Here is a 16,612-nt window from a genome sequence, read left to right as displayed (position 1 = left end):
AATGAACATGAGAAAGATACTGACTTTCGTAGCGGTTGCAGGTGGCGCGCTGGCACTGGCTGCGTGTGAAGGCAAGACCGCGGAAGAACCGGCTGCACCGGCTGAAACCGAAATGATGGCACCTGCCGCAGAACCGGTCGACGAAGCCGCTGCCGCCGCCGCGGATATTGATCCGACCAGCAATCCGATCCGCCCTGCTGAAGCGCCGATGACCGAGGCCGGGGCTGCTCCGGCGGCTGAATAGGCCTACCTTCCCGTGCAATGTTTCACGTGAAACATTGCACGGGGCGAAGGCAAGGCGGGGTCTAGAGGGGGTCTAGACGACACCTGGAGCGACCAAGCCGCAGCCTAGCGCATCCTGGAAATGGGCAGATATTGTGCCAGCCATTGCCTGACCTTCGGGTGGGCAACGCGGATATAGCGGCTTGGTTTGTCGGCTGTGCCGCAATCTTTGCCGCCGCTGACCACGCCGATCACGGTTGGTACCTTGTCGACATCGCCAAAGCTGATCAGCGGGCCGCCGCTGTCGCCGTCGCAGGCTTGTCCGCCATCTTCGGCCCTGCTTTGATCGGCGCACACCACCGAATCGCGCCGCTTGCTGTCCCTGAGTTTGGTCTGGTTGGTGCAGGATGTCCTGTCGCGCAGCCGCAACCGCGCACCGCGCAGGTGATCGGGTATCAATCCCGTGCCCACCTTGGTCACGCCCCAGCCATAGGTCATCACCGGTTCAAGCGCTTCCAGCTTGCGCTGTTCAAGCGGCAGGGGATCCAGCCGCACGCGCGCCGGGGGCGTTGCCTTGCGCCCGCGCGTGCCCCGCCGTGTGTCGAACTGGACGAGCGCAATATCGAAGGCCAGCACCTCGCGATCATAATCGGGATGCGGGATCGCCCGCAGGATCGGATAGCTGAAGCCTTCATCCGTCAGCGGATTGCTGAGACCCAGCCGCACCCGGTGCCCGGCCTTGTCGATGGAAAAATCCTGATCGGTCAGACAGTGCGCAGCGGTGAGGATCCAGCCTTCGCTGATTACGGTGCCCCCGCACAAAACCCGCTGTGCCGGAACATAGGTTTCCTGCCCCAGCACGGGGGGGCGCCATAGCAGCGCCTGCCACGGGGCTTCGCCGCGAGTCACGGTAAAGCCTCTGATCACGCGGACAACGGGCACGCACAATGTGTCGCTGTAGCTCTGCCCTTCGAACACCACGGTGGTGGTGGTGCAGGCGCGTTTGTAATCTTCCTGGATTTCCTTCTTCCGCTGTTCTGCCAGCTGGCGCTCCCGTTCCGCCTCTTGCTCCACTTCCTCAGGTGTAAGGTCAGGGCCGAAATTGGCCTTGGCCAGCACCAGCGGGGCAGCTGCATTACGCGCCCCGTAATCTTTGAGAAAATCGCAGGCCTTGCCAGAGAAGACCGCGTTTTCGCAAATATCGAGATACAGGGTGGCAGCCGCGGCTTCGTCCTGTTGCAACAGGTCGCCCTTGGCCAGCAGATCGGCAAGAGTTTCGCAGACGGCTCGTTCACCAGAGGCGCAGCTGCGATCGAGATAGAATTGCAGGCGGGCCGGATCGGACGCGATATTTGCGCGTGATTGGTCAATCAGCAGTCTGGCAGCAGGCCAGCAGGCTTTGGTTGCACCGGCATCACATCCCGCGCCGAGCACCGCCAGAGCGCGCATTTTATCGGCAACAGGGCTGGCAGCATCTGCCAGCATTTGCCCTAAGGTGAGGCACGATGTCTGATCCCCGCTATCACATTGGACGGTAAGCAGCGGCTCGGCGCGGATATGGGCGGCGGGCGAACAGGAGTATTCATCCAGCATGCAGGCGCGATCGAAATATTGCAGCGCGGCCGCGCGCACCGGCTCATCACGCAAATAGGCATCGTTCAGCACGGCGCGTCCGCGTTCATCGCATGATTGGGCGCTGCCAGCCGCGCAGGCGAGTTGCTGATACTCTGCAAACCGCGCGGCAGAGTCATATTCGATCAGCCGGTACCAGTGGGCTGCGGCATCCTCGCAGGCCTTCATATCGCCCGCGCGGCACTGCCGGTCCAGCAAAGCGCGGCCTTCGTCCTGTTGAGCGCGTGAGCTGTCCGGCCCGATCAACAATGCTGCCAGCGTGCGGCACGCGGCCTGCCCGCCGCGTTCGCAGGTGGCGCGGCGCAGGGCATCGGCGGCTTGCAGGTCAGGTTCGGCAAAGGTGCCGAACGCCAAAGCGTCAGCTTCTGCATCGCAGCCATTCAACATTCCCAGCGTGCAGGCACGGGCGTAAAACAGGTTGGCGAGGAGCTTGTCATCATCGCTTTCTGTTTCCTCAAGCACTGTTCCCAGGTCGAAACATCCGGCGCCGCTGCCACCATCGCAAGCACGGCGAAACAGCAATTCGGCCACCGGACGGTTTTGCGGCCGACCTTCACCGAGGTAGTAGGCGCGGCCAAGATCGGCGCAGGCCGCCCATCTATCTGCCCTAGTTCCGGCCCCTGCTCGTCCTGTGCAGGCGATTTCGTAGGTATCGGCCTGCGCCTCTTCCCGGGCACGCTGTTCGGCGGGTTTAGCAGGATCGGCACGCGGGATGCCTTTTGTTGGATAAACGCGCGGTACCGGCAGATCGGCGGGCACCGGATTTGCCCACGCGGGCGTGGCCGGACTTGCCAAGGCAATCAGCAGCGCCAACAGTGATAGAAGCCGGATAGCCATCGCAACCCTCCCCCCAGAGACGCCCGTTATGCACCTGACGCCAATACCCGTCAAACCGGCAAACCGGATCGCATCCCTCTTGTAACGGGCAAGCACAAGGGCTTAAGCAATCACAGGCCTGCGACGTTGCGCGGGCGAGGGGGTGACGGGGCGATGCCGGAAACTGGGCCGGAAACTGGGCCGGAAACTGGGCTGGAAACCGGGGCGGCGCAGATCGGTACGCAAATCCGCGATAGCTGGCAGCCGCATCTTGCGCTGGGCATTACCGGGCACCGCGCATCCAATGATTCGTTCTGCGCGCACGGCGATGCGATTGCGGCGTCGCTGGCCGAACTGTTTGCCCGCATCGAAGCGATGGTCGCCGTGCTGCCCGGTGCGCAGGGCGCGGTGCGGTTGCACAGCCTGATGGTGGACGGAACCGATCAGGTGGCAGCGCGGCTGGCGCTGGAATGCGGGTGGGAACTGGCGGTGCCCTTGCCGTTCGGCGCGGTGCTGAACAGCGCGATCAATGCCCATCCGGCCAGCGCTGCCGATGCCGCTGCGATGCTGGCGGGCAGGCCGTCTGCCGATCCTGCGGTGGAGGCGAAGGCTGCGGCCATCCGGGCAATCACGGCGCGCGCGCAATTGTTCGAACTGGCAGACCGCGATGCCGAGGTGGAGGCGCTGTGGCTTGCCAGTCTCGCCGATCCCGATGATCGCGGCGCGGCGCGGGCGTTTGATGCGCTGGTATCGGACAATGTCGCGCTGGCAGGCCGCGTGATGATCGAACGCACCGATCTGGTGATCGCAGTGTGGGACGGGAAGGTCGCCAATCTGCCGGGTGGAACGGGGCACACGATTGTGACTGCGCTGACGATGGGCACGCCGGTGCTGCTGATCGACCCGGCAGCGTCGGGGGCATGGCGCATCGTTACCCGGCCCGAAGAACTGGCCCAGCCAGCGCCCGCTGAAGGCGCGCATGATGTCGCCCGGCTCGAAGCGATCATCGGCGCTGCCATGGCGGTGGACGGGTGGAGCGCCGATCAGCTGACGCGCGAGGTGTGGCGCGGGCGCAGCAGCCGGTGGTTCGGGCTGTATCGCCGGATCGAACGGGTGTTCGGCGGCGGCGGTGCGATCTTCGGTTCGTTGCGGGTCGATTACGAAGCGCCCGATGCCATTGCGCAAGGCAGCGGCGCGCCTGTCGTCACCGCTGCGCAGACCATGCCGGGCGGCGATGCGGCGATGGCGGCGCATCTCGCCAACGGAGTGCTGCCGCTGTTCGCCTGGGCCGATGGCATCGCCAGCCGCCTTGCCGATGCCTATCGCAGCGGCATGGGGGTCAATTTCGTGCTGGCGACGCTGGCGGTGATCATCGGGATCGCGTTCCTCCCCACCGGCCTTGGCGAATACAAGTGGGCCTTTGCCGCGGTTGAACTGCTGCTGCTGGCGGGCATTCTGGGGCTGACGGCGGCGGGATCGCGGCTCGGCTGGCACCGGCGCTGGTTCGAACTGCGGCGGGTGGCGGAATATATGCGCCATGCGCCTGCGCTGCTGCTGCTCGGCGTGGCCCGCCCCACCGGTCGCTGGGCGCGGGAAGGCGGGGGCGAGGGCAATGCCGAGTGGCCCGAACATTTCGTGCGTCACGCGCTGCGCGAAGCCGGATTGCCGCAGGTGCGCGTGACGCGGGACTATCTGCGCGCCGGGCTGGCCGGGCTGGCGCTGCCACACCTCACCGCCCAACGCACCTATCACGAAGCCAAAGCCCACCGGCTGGAGAAGGTGCACCACCGGCTCGACAAGACGGCGGAGACCTGTTTCGTTCTCGCTGTGGTTTCGGTGGTTGGCTATCTGCTGCTGAAGGGCGGGGGGATCGCAGGGGTGGTGCCCAAGCAGTTGGCCGCCGACCTGTCGCCGCTGTTCACTTTCCTCGGCGTGGCCTTCCCCACACTCGGCGCGAACCTTGCAGGCCTACGCTATTTCGGGGATTTCGAACGTTTCGGCGCGATTTCGCGGGTGGCGGCAGAGCGGCTTGGCGAGATCGAGGCGCGGGTCACGCTGCTGTTATCGGGTGACGAAGCCGCGCTGACCTATGCCGCCGCCGCCGATCTGGTGCACGCGCTGGATGATGCGGTGGTCGAGGAAATTGCCAGCTGGCAATCGGTGTTCGGTGCCAAGCATCTGGCGCTGCCGGCCTAAGCCATCTGCTCGGGCTTTCCGGTCGCCCCGATCTTTGCGCGCATCAACCCATCGAACAGCCGCCGCCGCGCCGGGCTGCCGATAGCAACCGCAAATGTCCCGAACGCACGGCGATCGGGCCATAGCGGATCGGCGGGCGCATCGCGGGCGGTGCAGGTGTCGAACAGCACCGGCGGCTCCCCGTCGAGAGTGCGTGCCACATGGCGCATCAGCAATTGTCCGGGCGCGGCGCTGCGGTATGCCTCGTCAAACGCCAGCTTGTAGCCATAGGCATGGCCGCCAGTGACGAACCAGCTGGTCATCGCCACGATTGTCTCGCCCGCAGTCAGGCTGGCAAGCCGCACTGTGCCGCTACTGTGGCCGTGGCGGATGACTTCGCGGAACAGCGCGCTGTTGGCACTGTCCCAGGCCAATGCGCTGCCGGCCTGATCCTTCCACCCCGCACGTTCCAGCGCGAGGAAGGCCGCCACCCACGGATCGCAACTCTCGCCGCTGTCGTGCAGCACCAGCCGCACCGGGCCAAGATCGCTTGCCAGCCGCGCCTCCAGCGCATCGAGCCGCGTGTCGAGCTTGCCCATGGCCAGAGGATCGGGTTGGCTTGAAGCGAGGCGCGCGGGCCGTGTGAAGCTGTCGCTCACATGCATGATACGGCCCTGCTCGGCGCACAGGCTGGCCAATGCCAGCGTCACCGGGTCGTTTACCGGCATCGGTCCGCAGCACAGCCCCAATGCCACACCTGGCTTGCGATCGAGCCGCGCCAACAGTGCCTGCCAGAAAGCCTTTTCTGCGCCCGGCAACACCAGCGGCGTACCCAGAAACTGATCGGCGGCGTGCCAACCGTGCAGTGCGGGCACAGGCACCCGCCCGATCGCCGGCCTCATCACCAGAGGCAGCGCGCCAAGCCATTCGCCAGACGCCTGCCGCACAACCGCCAGCCGTAACGACCATTCGCGGCCACAATGGCGCAGCGCTGGTTCCATGAACCAGTCTTGCGCAAAGATATTTCCCGGTGTGGCCCGCGCAGCCAGTTCGGCCCAGCGTTTGCGTTCGTGCTGCGGCAGGCCCGCAGGACGGCGCAGTTCGACCTTGGCCAGCGCAGCAGCGAACGAAGTGTTCAGCGCAGCCGACCAGCGGTCGATCAGCGGGTATGACAGCCGGTTCGGCGCGCGCGGTGGTGTTGCCGTAAATTTGCGCACCGAACCGGGGTCCATCAGTGACATGATTGCGGCCCTGCCAAGTAAAATCCCTGTTCGATATGAGGGGTTTACGTGATTCCGGTAAAGAGGCCGTTAATATGTTGCAGCAGGGTGATGGTAATATGATGGGCGGCTTCAGCCCAGCAGCATCACGTTCATCAGGCGGCCCGGCACCATGAAGGCGGCAACGCCCGGCAGCATCAGCGCGGTCAGATAGGTGAACACCAGATGCCGCTTGTGCGCTTGAATATCCCCGCGCCGGGCCGTCGCCACCACCTTCCACGCCGCATGGAAGGTGATCGGAACGAACAGGTGGATCCAGCTATAACCGCCCGATGACTGGATGAAGATCGCCGATGTCGCGGTGATCAGCATCAGCACCAGCCACAGCTTGCCGAGCTGCTTGTGCAGCGTGGTGCCTTTCTTCGCCAGCAGCAGCCACCCGCCCAGCGGGATGGTGGGCAGCACGGCGGCGACATGGATGATGACCGGCAGCTTGTTGTAGTGGTGCAGGTTCTCGACCATCCCCAACGCCGCCTTGCCCAGCGCGAGCAGCACGGCAAAGCTCATGGTGAAGCAGGCGAGGCTGACAGCCGTGCGGGCCACCGGGCCGATATCGAAGCTGGCAGCGGGCTTGCCGATGATGCGGCGGGCGGTGGTTGAGGGCGCGGGGGTCAGAGTGAAGGCGGTCATGGCAGGTCTCCGTCTTGGCAGGTTGTTGCTTGCTGGGATCAGGATGCCGCCGCCCCGTTGGCGCGCAATCGCGCTTGCGCCGATGGGGCCGGGTTTGCGCGAAATGGCGCGAAACCGCCGCAAGATCGGTGGTTTGCCACTTTACGAAGCGCGAACGGGCAGGCACCAAGGGCACATGAACAGCCCTTCGGGTCTCCCGCGCCGCAATCTTGTGCGCCGGATCGTGATCGATCTGGCGGTCATGGTGGCGATCGGCGTGTTTCTGGGGGTGATCGGGCCGTTCGGCAGCAGCGCCGCGCCCTTGCCTGTGCGGGTTGCCAGCTGGACCGGCTTTGCCTTGCTCGGCTATGTCTTTTACCGCCCGATGGACCCGCTGGCGACATGGGCGCACCGCACGCTCGATCTGCCGCGCTGGGCGCTGCTGATCGGCACCTGTCTGATTGCGACTTTTCCGATGTCGGCTGCGATCATTACGATCGGCAGCCTGCCGAATGCCCCTTCATGGCCCGGCCTTGAATCGGCGATGGCGACCTATTTTTCGGTATTGGTGATCGGCGGCGCGGTGACCGCATTCTTCAATCTGGCCAAGCCGGGGGAAATCGCCCCCGCCGGCGCCCCGCCGCCGATGGCCGCCCCGGGCCCGATGCCTGCGCCAATGCTTTCTCCGGTGTTTGCCCCGGCCCCTGTGCCGCCGGTTCCACCGCCCAACCCGCTGTTCGACCAGCTTCCGGCTGACCTTGGCAGCGATATCATCGCGCTGGAGATGGAAGACCACTACCTGCGCGTTCACACCGCGCTGGGATCGGCATTGGTGCTGATGCGGTTGCGTGACGGGATTGCGCTGCTGGGCGAGCTTGAAGGCATGCAGGTGCACCGCAGTTGGTGGGTAGCGCGCGGCGCGGTGGAAGATGTGCTGCGCGACGGGCGCAATATCCGCCTGAAACTGCCGCGCGGGATCGAGGCTCCGGTCGCCCGCGCCAAGGTGGCCGATCTGCGCGATGTGCGCTGGTTGTGAAGGGGCATAAAAAAGGGCCCCCGGTATTGCTACCGGAGGCCCTTTGACATCGTACCAGTCGTCTCAGTGATACGCTCAGTGATACTTGGCGTAGCTCACGTCGAAACGATCGGCATTCATCACCTTGTTCCAGGCCGAGATGAAGTCGCACACGAACTTGCCCTCGTTTCCGGCTTCGGCATAGACTTCCGCCTGGGCGCGCAATTGCGAGTTTGATCCGAACACCAGATCGGTGCGGGTCGCGCGCCAGCGCTCCTCGCCGGTCTTGCGGTCGGTGCCGACATATTCCTCGTCACCACTTTCATCCACGGGCGCCCACTTGGTGTTCATGTCCAAGAGGTTGCGGAAGAAGTCCGGCGTCAGCTTGCCCGGCGTTTCGGTGAGCACGCCGATGCGGTGGCCGTGATGGGCGTGATCGCTCACCGCACCCAGCGCCCGCATCCCGCCAACCAGCACGGTCAGTTCCGGGATCGACAGGCCGAGCAGATGCGCCCGGTCGATCAACATGTCCTCGGTCTTCACGCTTGCCTTGGTCTTCAGGTAGTTGCGGAAGCCATCGGCAAACGGCTCCAGCGGCTCGAAGCTTTCGGCATCGGTGTGTTCGTCGGTCGCATCGCCGCGACCGCCCATGAACGGCACGGTCACATCGAACCCGGCATCCTTCGCGGCCTTCTCGACGGCTGCCGAGCCTGCCAGCACTATCGCATCGGCCATGCTCAGCGAACCACGGTGCGCTTCGATGGTGTCCAGCACCTTGCCCAGTTCTTCCGGATCATTGACCGCCCAGCCGCGCTGCGGCTCTAGCCGGATGCGTGCGCCATTGGCGCCGCCGCGATGGTCGGAATTGCGATAGGTGGAGGCCGAAGCCCACGCCGCCTTGACCAGTTCGCGCACCGAAAGCCCGCTGCCAAGGATCGCGTCCTTGAACCGCGCGATTTCCGCATCCGAAGGCGTGGTGCCAGCCGGAACGGGATCCATCCAGATCAGCGTTTCTTCCGGCACTTCGGGGCCCATGTAACGCACCTTCGGCCCCATATCGCGGTGGCACAGTTTGAACCATGCGCGGGCAAAGGCATCGTCGAGCGCGGACTGATCGTTCAGGAACTTCTCGGAAATCTTGCGATATTCCGGATCGCGCTTCAGCGCCATGTCGGCGGTGGTCATGATGGTCGGCACCTTCTTCGACGGATCGCGCGCGTCCGGGGCCATGTCTTCGGGATCGGGGTTGATCGGCGTCCATTGATGCGCCCCGGCGGGCGACTTCACCAGTTCGAATTCATATTTGAACAGCAGCCGGAAGTAGTCATTGCCCCAAGCGGTCGGATTGGGTGTCCACGCGCCTTCGATGCCGGAGGTGGTAATGTTGCCCGCAGCGATTTCAGCTTCGTCATTGAGCCAGCCGAAGCCCATCAGGTGCAGGTCTTCGCTTTCCGGCGCTCCGCCGAAGGTGTCGGCCGGGTGCGCGCCGTGGCATTTGCCGAAGGCGTGTCCGCCAGCGGTGAGCGCCACGGTCTCCTCGTCGTTCATCGCCATGCGGGCGAAGGTTTCGCGCATGTCGCGGGCCATGCCTTCGGGATCGTGCGGATCGCCGCCCGGCCCTTCGGGATTGACGTAGATCAGGCCCATCTGGATCGCGGCGAGCGGGTTGTCGAGCGCCATGCCTTCCTTGGGCTGGATGCGGGTGGCCACGCCTTCGTTGACCCACTGTTCTTCGGTACCCCAATAGACGCTTTCGGGCTCGAACACATCGGCACGGCCGCCGCCGAAGCCGAACACCGGGCCGCCCATGCTTTCAATGGCGACATTGCCGGTCAGGATGAACAGGTCGGCCCAGCTGATGTTCTTGCCGTATTTCTGCTTGATCGGCCACAGCAGGCGGCGTGCCTTGTCGAGGTTGCCGTTGTCGGGCCAGGAGTTGAGCGGCGCGAACCGCTGCTGACCGGAGCTCGCACCACCGCGCCCGTCGCCGGTGCGATAGGTGCCGGCCGCGTGCCAGGCCATGCGGATGAAGAACGGGCCGTAATGCCCGTAATCGGCCGGCCACCACGGCTGGCTGTCGGTCATCAGCGCGGTCAGATCGGCCTTGAGGGCGTTGTAATCCAGCGCGTTGAAGGCCTCGGCATAGTCGAAATCTTCGCCGTAGGGATTGGCGCTCTTGCCGCCTTCGGTCAGGATATCGAGCTGCATCGCCTCGGGCCACCAATCGCGGTTGGTGCGGCCCAGCAGGCTGCGCATCTCTTGGCTGCCGTGGAACGGGCAACCGCTCATCTCGCCAGTTTTTGCATCCATGATCGTTCTCTCCTCGCGTTTTGATTGCGTCAGACTCGCCCCGAGAGCGTGGTCTATGGAGAGAGAATGACGCTTTCGGGATGGAGCGTCCAATCGATTAATGCGGAGGGTTTGATTGATTGAGGCGATTAGTGAGCATAGACGGCAAAAGAAAGGGCGGGCCTTTCGTGCCCACCCCCAACCCCTCCCGCAGGCGGGAGGGGATTATCAGCGCAACCAGTCCCCCTCCCGCCTGCGGGAGGGGTTAGGGGTGGGCACGTAGCTTACGCAGCCTGCGCCACTTCCGCCACCGTCTCGTTGCGGATCAGGAAGTCGAACGCGCCAAGGCCCGCCTTTGCGCCTTCGCCCATCGCGACAACGATCTGCTTGTGCGGCACGGTGGTGCAATCGCCCGCCGCGTAGATACCCGGCAGGTTGGTTGCGCCGTGATCATCGATCACGATTTCACCGTGCTTGCTGAGTTCAAGGCCGGTTTCGCGCAACCATTCGGTGTTGGGAACAAGGCCGATCTGCACGAACACGCCTTCCAGCACGATTTGCCGTTCATCGCCGCTCGCACGGTCTTTCACGACAAGGCCGTTCACGCGGGTGCCGTCACCCAGCACTTCGGTGGTCTGGCCATTGGTGATGATCTCCACGTTGGGCATGGAGCGCAGCTTGCGTTGCAGCACTTCGTCAGCCCGCAGCTTGGTGTCGAATTCGATCAGCGTCACGTGGCCGACGATCCCGGCAAGATCGATCGCTGCTTCGACGCCGGAATTGCCGCCGCCGATGACTGCGATCCGCTTGCCCTTGAACAGCGGCCCATCGCAGTGCGGGCAATAGGCCACGCCCTTGTTGCGATACTCGGCCTCGCCCGGCACGCCGAGGTTGCGCCAGCGCGCGCCGGTGGAGAGCACCAGCGAACGTGCGCGCAAGGCGGCGCCATTGGCCATCACGACCTCGTGATAGCCGCCCACGTCCTTGGCTGGCTTCAGTTCCACCGTGCGGGCGAGATCCATCAGATCGATTTCGTATTCGCCAACGTGGCTCTTCAGGCTTTCCGTCAGCTTAGGGCCTTCGGTGTAGGGGGTGCCCGGCAGGTTTTCGATACCGAGTGTATCCATCAACTGCCCGCCAAAGCGTTCTGCCGCGATGCCGGTGCGGAAACCCTTGCGCGCGGTATAGACCGCCGCCGATGCACCAGCGGGGCCGCCACCGATCACCAGCACCTCGAACGGAGCCTTGGCGGCCAGCTTTTCGGCTGCACGCGCATCAGCGTTCACATCCAGCTTCGACAGGATTTCGGCCAGTTCCATCTTGCCGTTGTAGAACGGCTCACCGTTGAGGAAGGTCGCAGGCACAGCCATGATGTCGCGTGCTTCGACTTCACTCTGAAAGGTGCCGCCTTCGATCAGTGTTGCCGTGATGCGCGGGTTTTCCAGCGCCATCAGCGTCAACGCCTGCACCACATCGGGGCAGTTGTGGCAGCTCAGCGAGAAGAACATCTCGAAATGGAAGTCGCCTTCCAGCGCGCGCACCTGTTCGATCAGGTCGGCGTCAACCTTGGGCGGGTGGCCGCCGGCCCACAGCAACGCGAGCACCAGCGACGTGAATTCGTGGCCCATCGGCAGGCCGGCAAAGCGCACCCACTTCGTTGCGTCCGAAGCGCGGCGGATGATGAAGCTGGGCTTGCGATCATCCGTCCCGTCAAACCGGGCGGTGACAAGATCGTGCTGCGCGGCGATCTGTTCGATCAGCTGGCGGGTCTGACGCGACTTTTCGCTGTCATCGATGCTGGCGACAAGTTCGATGCCCTCGCGCAAGTTGCCGAGGTAGGTTTTGAGCTGGGCCTGCATGGCGGCGTCGAGCATGGCAGTGTGTCCTTCGTCATTGCGAGGAGCCCCACAAGGGGCGACGTGGCAATCCATGGAATGATCGTTCCAGCGGCAGTAACGTGAGGCCATGGATTGCCGCGTCGCCTCCGGCTCCTCGCAATGACGAGGAAGGGGCGTTTGGTTGGGTAACGCGGGACCGGTGGCCCTGCCCAAAGGGGAGGGGCGGGCACATCCGGTCCCGGCTACGACCCGAGGGCTCAGGCTCTCGGGATTTTACGGCCAGCGCGGTGCCGAGGGGGAGGGGGGAGAAGCCCCGCGCTGGCCGGTTCGGTGGTCGGCTTAAATCTTGCCGACGAGATCGAGCGAAGGGGCCAGCGTGTCGCTGCCTTCTTCCCACGCTGCCGGGCAGACCTGACCGGGGTTGGCGCGCACATATTGGGCGGCCTTGATCTTGCGGGTCAGTTCGTTGGCATTGCGGCCCACGCCTTCGCAGGTGATTTCCATGATCTGGATCACGCCGTCCGGATCGACCACGAAGGTCGCACGATCGGCAAGGCCCGAATCCTGACGCAGCACGCCGAACTGATTCGACAATACGTGATTCTGGTCACCCAGGAACGGGAAGGTCAGCTTGCTGATCTTGTCCGAATTGTCATGCCAGGCCTTGTGGCTGAAATGCGTGTCGGTGCTGACGGCATAGACTTCAACGCCCATGGCCTGCAGCTGGCTGTACTTTTCGCCCATGTCTTCCAACTCGGTCGGGCAAACGAAGGTCCAGTCGGCCGGATAGAAGAAGAACACCGACCACTTGCCTGCGAGGTCTTCGTTGGTGACGTCGAAGAAGTCCTTGCCAGCCTGGAAAGCGGTGGCGGTGAAGGGCTGGATGGTCGAACCGATGATACCCATGGGAGTTTGTCCTTTTGATGGGGTTGAGAGGTTTGGTTGAAGCTTGTGATGCCCAGATAAGGTGTTTTGCGCTGCACAAAAGTTGATTGTTGCGATTGCGAAGATCGCTTTTTTCAATCTGTGGCGCGGGAACCGATCGCTTTTATCGAAACATGATCGGGTCCGGTCCTGCTGCGGCGGCCCGTCATAGGGGCCGCCGCAGGGACATTGATTGGTGTCAGATATTGGCAGCGAAGAACTCGGCCAGATCGGTCTTGAGGCGATCGGTGACGGTGGCGAACACCGCATGGGGTTCATCGGCATATTCGATCAGTGTCGCGCCTTCGATATGCTGCGCTGCTGCACGGCCCGTTGCATCAATAGGAACGGTTTGATCGTTGGTGCCGTGGATGACCAGCGTGGGAACCTTGAAGTGCGGCAGATCGGGGCGGAAATCGGTGTAGGCAAACGCCGCGGCTGATTGCAGCGTGGCATATTGCGATGCCTTCATCGTGGTCAGCCATGCCCAGTGCCGTTCTTCGTCGCTGACCTGCGTACCCGGGCCGCCGACACCGTAGAAATCCTTGAAGAAGCCGGTGAAGAACGCGCGGAAATCGTCCTTCATGCCCTGCGTCATCTCTTGGAAAGTCGCGTCGGGCAGGCCATCGGGATTGTCATCGGTCTTGAGCATGTAGGGAACGACCGAACTGACCAGTGCGGCGGCCGTGACGCCCTTGCCGCCATGGCGGCTCATGTAGCGAGCGATTTCCCCGCCCCCCATCGAGAAGCCGGCAAGCGCAATGTTGTCGGTCAGCCCGAGATGCGCGATCAGATCGGCCAGGTCGTCGCTGAAGGTGTCGTAATCATACCCGCCGGGCGCGTGATCCGACGCGCCGAATCCGCGCCGGTCATAGGCGATGGCGCGCATGCCGTTTTCGGCCAGATGCATCATCACCGGGTCCCAGCTGTCGGCCGACAGGGGCCAACCGTGGATCAGAATGACCGGGCGGCCTTCGCCCAATTCCTTGAAACGGATCGCGGTATCATCACGGGTTTTGAATTGCGGCATGCGGCAAACTCCTTGCTTGTAAAAAACTTTCATGGGGAAAGGTCACAAGGAGGCGTGATGTTCCGTCGGATTGGCGCAGCGCTGCAACGGGCCAAGGCGTTATTGCACGCACTGCCCGCTTTCTTGCCGTACTACCGCTTACGCTATTTGTCCGCGGTGCAGCAGTTTGTGATCGGCCAGCACCAGCGCCATCATTGCCTCGACCACCGGGGTGCCGCGGATGCCGACGCATGGGTCGTGGCGGCCCTTGGTGACCACCTCGACCGCCTCGCCCGCCGCGTTGATCGATTCCACCGGGGTCAGGATCGACGAGGTCGGTTTGAACGCCACCCGGCACACCACCGGCTGTCCGGTCGAAATGCCACCCGCGGTGCCGCCCGCATGGTTGCTGGCATATTCTGGCTTGCCGTCAGAGCCGGGCCGCATCCGGTCGGCGTTCTGCTCGCCGGTCAGGCGCGCAGCGGCGAAACCGTCACCGATTTCCACGCCCTTGACCGCGTTGATCGTCATCATCGCTGCGGCCAGATCGCTGTCGAGCTTGGCATAGATCGGTGCGCCCCAGCCTGCCGGGACGCCGGTTGCAACACATTCCACCACCGCGCCCAACGATGATCCGGCCAGCCTCGCTTCATCGACCTTGGCTTCCCAGCGCTTGGCAGCTTCGGGATCGGGGCAGAAGAACGGGTTGTTCGCGATTTCGGCATAGTCGATCCGCGCCGGGTCAATCTGATCGCCGCCCAACTCGCACACATAGGCCGTGATACTGACTTCGGGGATCACCAGCCGCGCCACCGCGCCTGCTGCCACCCGCGCCGCCGTTTCGCGTGCGGATGACCGCCCGCCGCCGCGATAGTCGCGGATGCCGTATTTGGCATCATAGGCGTAGTCGGCATGGCCCGGGCGGTATTGCTGGGCGATGTCGGAATAATCTTTCGACCGCTGATCGGTGTTCTCGATCATCAGGCTGATCGGCGTGCCGGTTGTCTTGCCCTCGAAGGCGCCGGACAGGATGCGCACCAGATCATCCTCGCGCCGCTGCGTTGTAAAGCGGCTGGTGCCGGGCTTTCTTGCATCCATGAAGGGCTGGATGAACGCTTCGCTGATCGCGAGGCCCGGCGGGCACCCGTCAACCACCGCGCCAAGCGCGGGCCCATGACTTTCGCCCCAAGTGGTAAAGCGCAGCACGCGCCCGAAGGTGTTCCAGCTCATGGTTTCGCCATCTGGCGCAAGTGTGGGCATCTGTCCATAAAGGCTGGACGCCGTTTTCGGCTTGGGCCAAGAACAAACCATGATCGCGAAACTCTCAGGCAGGCTTGATGCGACCGGCGAGGATTGGGCCGTGGTTGACGTGGGCGGGGTGGGCTACCTTGTCCATTGCTCCAGCCGCACGCTCGCCGCGCTGGGCGAGGTCGGAGAGGGCTGCACCGTCCACACGCAATTGCAGGTGAGCGAGAACGACATGCGCCTGCTGGGCTTTGCCGACAGCGGCGAGCGCGACTGGTTCCGGCTGTTGACCGGCGTGCAGGGCGTGGGCAGCAAGGTCGCGCTGGCGATCCTCTCGGCGCTCTCGACCGGAGAGTTGCGCGACGCCTGCGGCAAAAGCGATGCCGCGATGGTCGCCCGCGCGCAGGGCGTCGGCCCGAAGCTGGCAGGGCGGATCGTCAACGAGTTGAAGGACAAGGCGGGCGGAATGCCGGGCGGCTCCGGCGGCTTTGCGGCTGGCGTTGCGGCGGCCCCTGCGGGCAGCAAGGGCGCGGATGCGGCGAGCGCGCTGGAGAACCTCGGCTTCAAGCCTGCCGTGGCCGCGCAGGCCGTGGCGCGGGCGCTGGAGGAACTGGGCGAGGGTGCGAGCGAGGGCGACCTGATCCGCGTGGCGCTGAAGAAGGCGGCATCTTAGGAGGACGACATGATGCGTATTGCTCTGACATTGGTTCTGGCGCTCACCGCCGCACCGCTTGCCGCGCAGGATATGAGCGTGTTCAAACCCGGCCCGGTGCTGACCGAATTCGGTGCACACGCTCCGGTGCCGGGGATGACGCAACTGCCCGCCGACAGCCAGTTCGCGATCGCCTTCGATGTGGCAACGCCCGCCGCAGAGGGGTCGACCAATCGCGGTTTCGACAGCGCGGCGCGGTTCCTCAATATGCATGTGGCAAACGGGGTACCGCCGGAGAACATCCGGTTGGTGGTGGTCGTCCACGGCAAGGCCTCGCTGGAACTGCTGACCAACGCCGCACACGCCGCCAACCCGCTTTCGCGTCAGGGCGATAACCCTTCAGGCAAACTGGTCGAGGCGCTGCTGGAGGCGGACGTGCGATTTATCCTGTGCGGCCAGAGCGCGGCGGCTTACGGCATCGCGCCCGAAGACCTGATCCCCGGCGTCGAAATGTCGCTTTCCGCCATGACCGCGCACGCGCTGTTGCAGGCGAATGGCTTTACGGTGAACCCGTTTTGAGACCGTGAGATGATTTTTGTGAGGGGCATCAAGGGCAATACGAAACTCAACCCTGCTATTAAGGTGTGGGGAGGGCTTTGCCTGCTTGTTCTGATCGCCGCAGCCGGTGCGCTATGGCGTTTTGATGCTTTCCGCGATCGAGTGGAGGCTTGTGAAGCCAAGGGCGGGGACTGGATTGGCGGAGCACTCATCAGCGCGTTTTGTGAGCCAGCACCAAAGAGAGAACGCGAGTTTGACTGACACCCCCCTCCACACCCCCGCCCGCCAGCCGGGTGATCCGGACGCGGCCCTGCGCCCGCGCCGATTGGCCGAATTCGTCGGGCAGGA

At 64.1% G+C, this 16,612-nt stretch carries 14 protein-coding genes; 6 read left to right on the top strand and 8 right to left on the bottom strand.

Annotated features, from left to right (window positions below):
• Positions 1–7: 7 nt before the first annotated feature.
• Positions 8–244 (top strand): hypothetical protein, encoded by a 237-nt coding sequence (locus tag IP79_RS06095; RefSeq protein ID WP_156318149.1) that lies wholly within the window; start codon positions 8–10, stop codon positions 242–244.
• 104 nt (positions 245–348) lie between these two features.
• Here IP79_RS06095 and IP79_RS06090 read toward each other — a convergent pair whose 3' ends face one another.
• Entirely contained in the window at positions 349–2,691 is a 2,343-nt protein-coding gene (locus tag IP79_RS06090) for a trypsin-like serine protease (RefSeq protein ID WP_082337050.1), read from the bottom strand.
• Between the two features lie 153 nt (positions 2,692–2,844).
• Between IP79_RS06090 and IP79_RS06085 the strand changes: the two genes are divergently transcribed.
• On the top strand, positions 2,845–4,866 hold the full coding sequence (locus IP79_RS06085) for a hypothetical protein (RefSeq protein ID WP_233994103.1): 2,022 nt from the start codon (positions 2,845–2,847) through the stop codon (positions 4,864–4,866).
• On the opposite strand, the gene IP79_RS06080 is transcribed toward IP79_RS06085, so the two are convergent.
• Positions 4,863–6,086, bottom strand: coding sequence for a GNAT family N-acetyltransferase (locus tag IP79_RS06080; protein ID WP_082337049.1), 1,224 nt, complete (start codon positions 6,084–6,086; stop codon positions 4,863–4,865). The two genes, IP79_RS06085 and IP79_RS06080, sit on opposite strands and share 4 nt — an antisense overlap.
• Positions 6,087–6,197: 111 nt before the next feature.
• Complete coding sequence (locus IP79_RS06075) at positions 6,198–6,755, bottom strand: DUF2306 domain-containing protein (RefSeq protein WP_054118394.1); 558 nt, start codon at positions 6,753–6,755, stop codon at positions 6,198–6,200.
• A gap of 175 nt (positions 6,756–6,930) precedes the next feature.
• On the opposite strand from IP79_RS06075, the gene IP79_RS06070 reads away from it, so the two are divergent.
• Complete coding sequence (locus IP79_RS06070; protein WP_054118939.1) at positions 6,931–7,770, top strand: LytTR family DNA-binding domain-containing protein; 840 nt, start codon at positions 6,931–6,933, stop codon at positions 7,768–7,770.
• A 75-nt stretch (positions 7,771–7,845) separates the two neighbouring features.
• Here the strand turns inward: IP79_RS06070 and katG are convergent, their stop codons facing one another.
• From katG to aroC, 5 genes are all read right to left on the bottom strand, one after another.
• A complete protein-coding gene (katG, locus tag IP79_RS06065) occupies positions 7,846–10,059 on the bottom strand; it encodes a catalase/peroxidase HPI (protein ID WP_054118393.1) in 2,214 nt (737 codons plus the stop codon).
• 263 nt (positions 10,060–10,322) lie between these two features.
• Positions 10,323–11,912, bottom strand: a complete 1,590-nt coding sequence (gene ahpF, locus IP79_RS06060; RefSeq protein WP_054118392.1) for an alkyl hydroperoxide reductase subunit F — start codon at positions 11,910–11,912, stop codon at positions 10,323–10,325.
• Positions 11,913–12,215: 303 nt separating this feature from the next.
• Complete coding sequence (gene ahpC / locus IP79_RS06055; RefSeq protein ID WP_054118391.1) at positions 12,216–12,782, bottom strand: alkyl hydroperoxide reductase subunit C; 567 nt, start codon at positions 12,780–12,782, stop codon at positions 12,216–12,218.
• Positions 12,783–12,999: 217 nt separating this feature from the next.
• Complete coding sequence (locus IP79_RS06050; RefSeq protein WP_054118390.1) at positions 13,000–13,830, bottom strand: alpha/beta fold hydrolase; 831 nt, start codon at positions 13,828–13,830, stop codon at positions 13,000–13,002.
• 138 nt (positions 13,831–13,968) lie between these two features.
• Positions 13,969–15,039 carry a chorismate synthase gene (gene aroC, locus IP79_RS06045; RefSeq protein WP_054118938.1) on the bottom strand — a complete coding sequence of 357 codons (1,071 nt, stop codon included), beginning with the start codon at positions 15,037–15,039 and terminating at the stop codon, positions 13,969–13,971.
• Positions 15,040–15,118: 79 nt separating this feature from the next.
• Here aroC and ruvA point away from each other — a divergent pair, with 79 nt between their 5' ends.
• The 3 genes from ruvA to IP79_RS15430 are packed head-to-tail and all read left to right on the top strand — an operon-like array spanning position 15,119 to position 16,525.
• The gene (gene ruvA, locus IP79_RS06040) at positions 15,119–15,727 is read left to right on the top strand and encodes a Holliday junction branch migration protein RuvA (protein WP_054118389.1); all 609 of its coding nucleotides are present in this window, start codon (positions 15,119–15,121) and stop codon (positions 15,725–15,727) included.
• Positions 15,728–15,736: 9 nt separating this feature from the next.
• On the top strand, positions 15,737–16,285 hold the full coding sequence (locus tag IP79_RS06035) for a DsrE family protein (RefSeq protein WP_054118388.1): 549 nt from the start codon (positions 15,737–15,739) through the stop codon (positions 16,283–16,285).
• Between the two features lie 9 nt (positions 16,286–16,294).
• Entirely contained in the window at positions 16,295–16,525 is a 231-nt protein-coding gene (locus IP79_RS15430; protein ID WP_156318147.1) for a hypothetical protein, read from the top strand.
• Positions 16,526–16,612 lie beyond the last annotated feature (87 nt).

The organism is Porphyrobacter sp. AAP60 (genome assembly GCF_001296025.1).
In the GTDB taxonomy this organism is placed as follows: Bacteria; Pseudomonadota; Alphaproteobacteria; order Sphingomonadales; family Sphingomonadaceae; genus Erythrobacter.
This window is presented reverse-complemented; position numbering and strand designations above follow the sequence as displayed.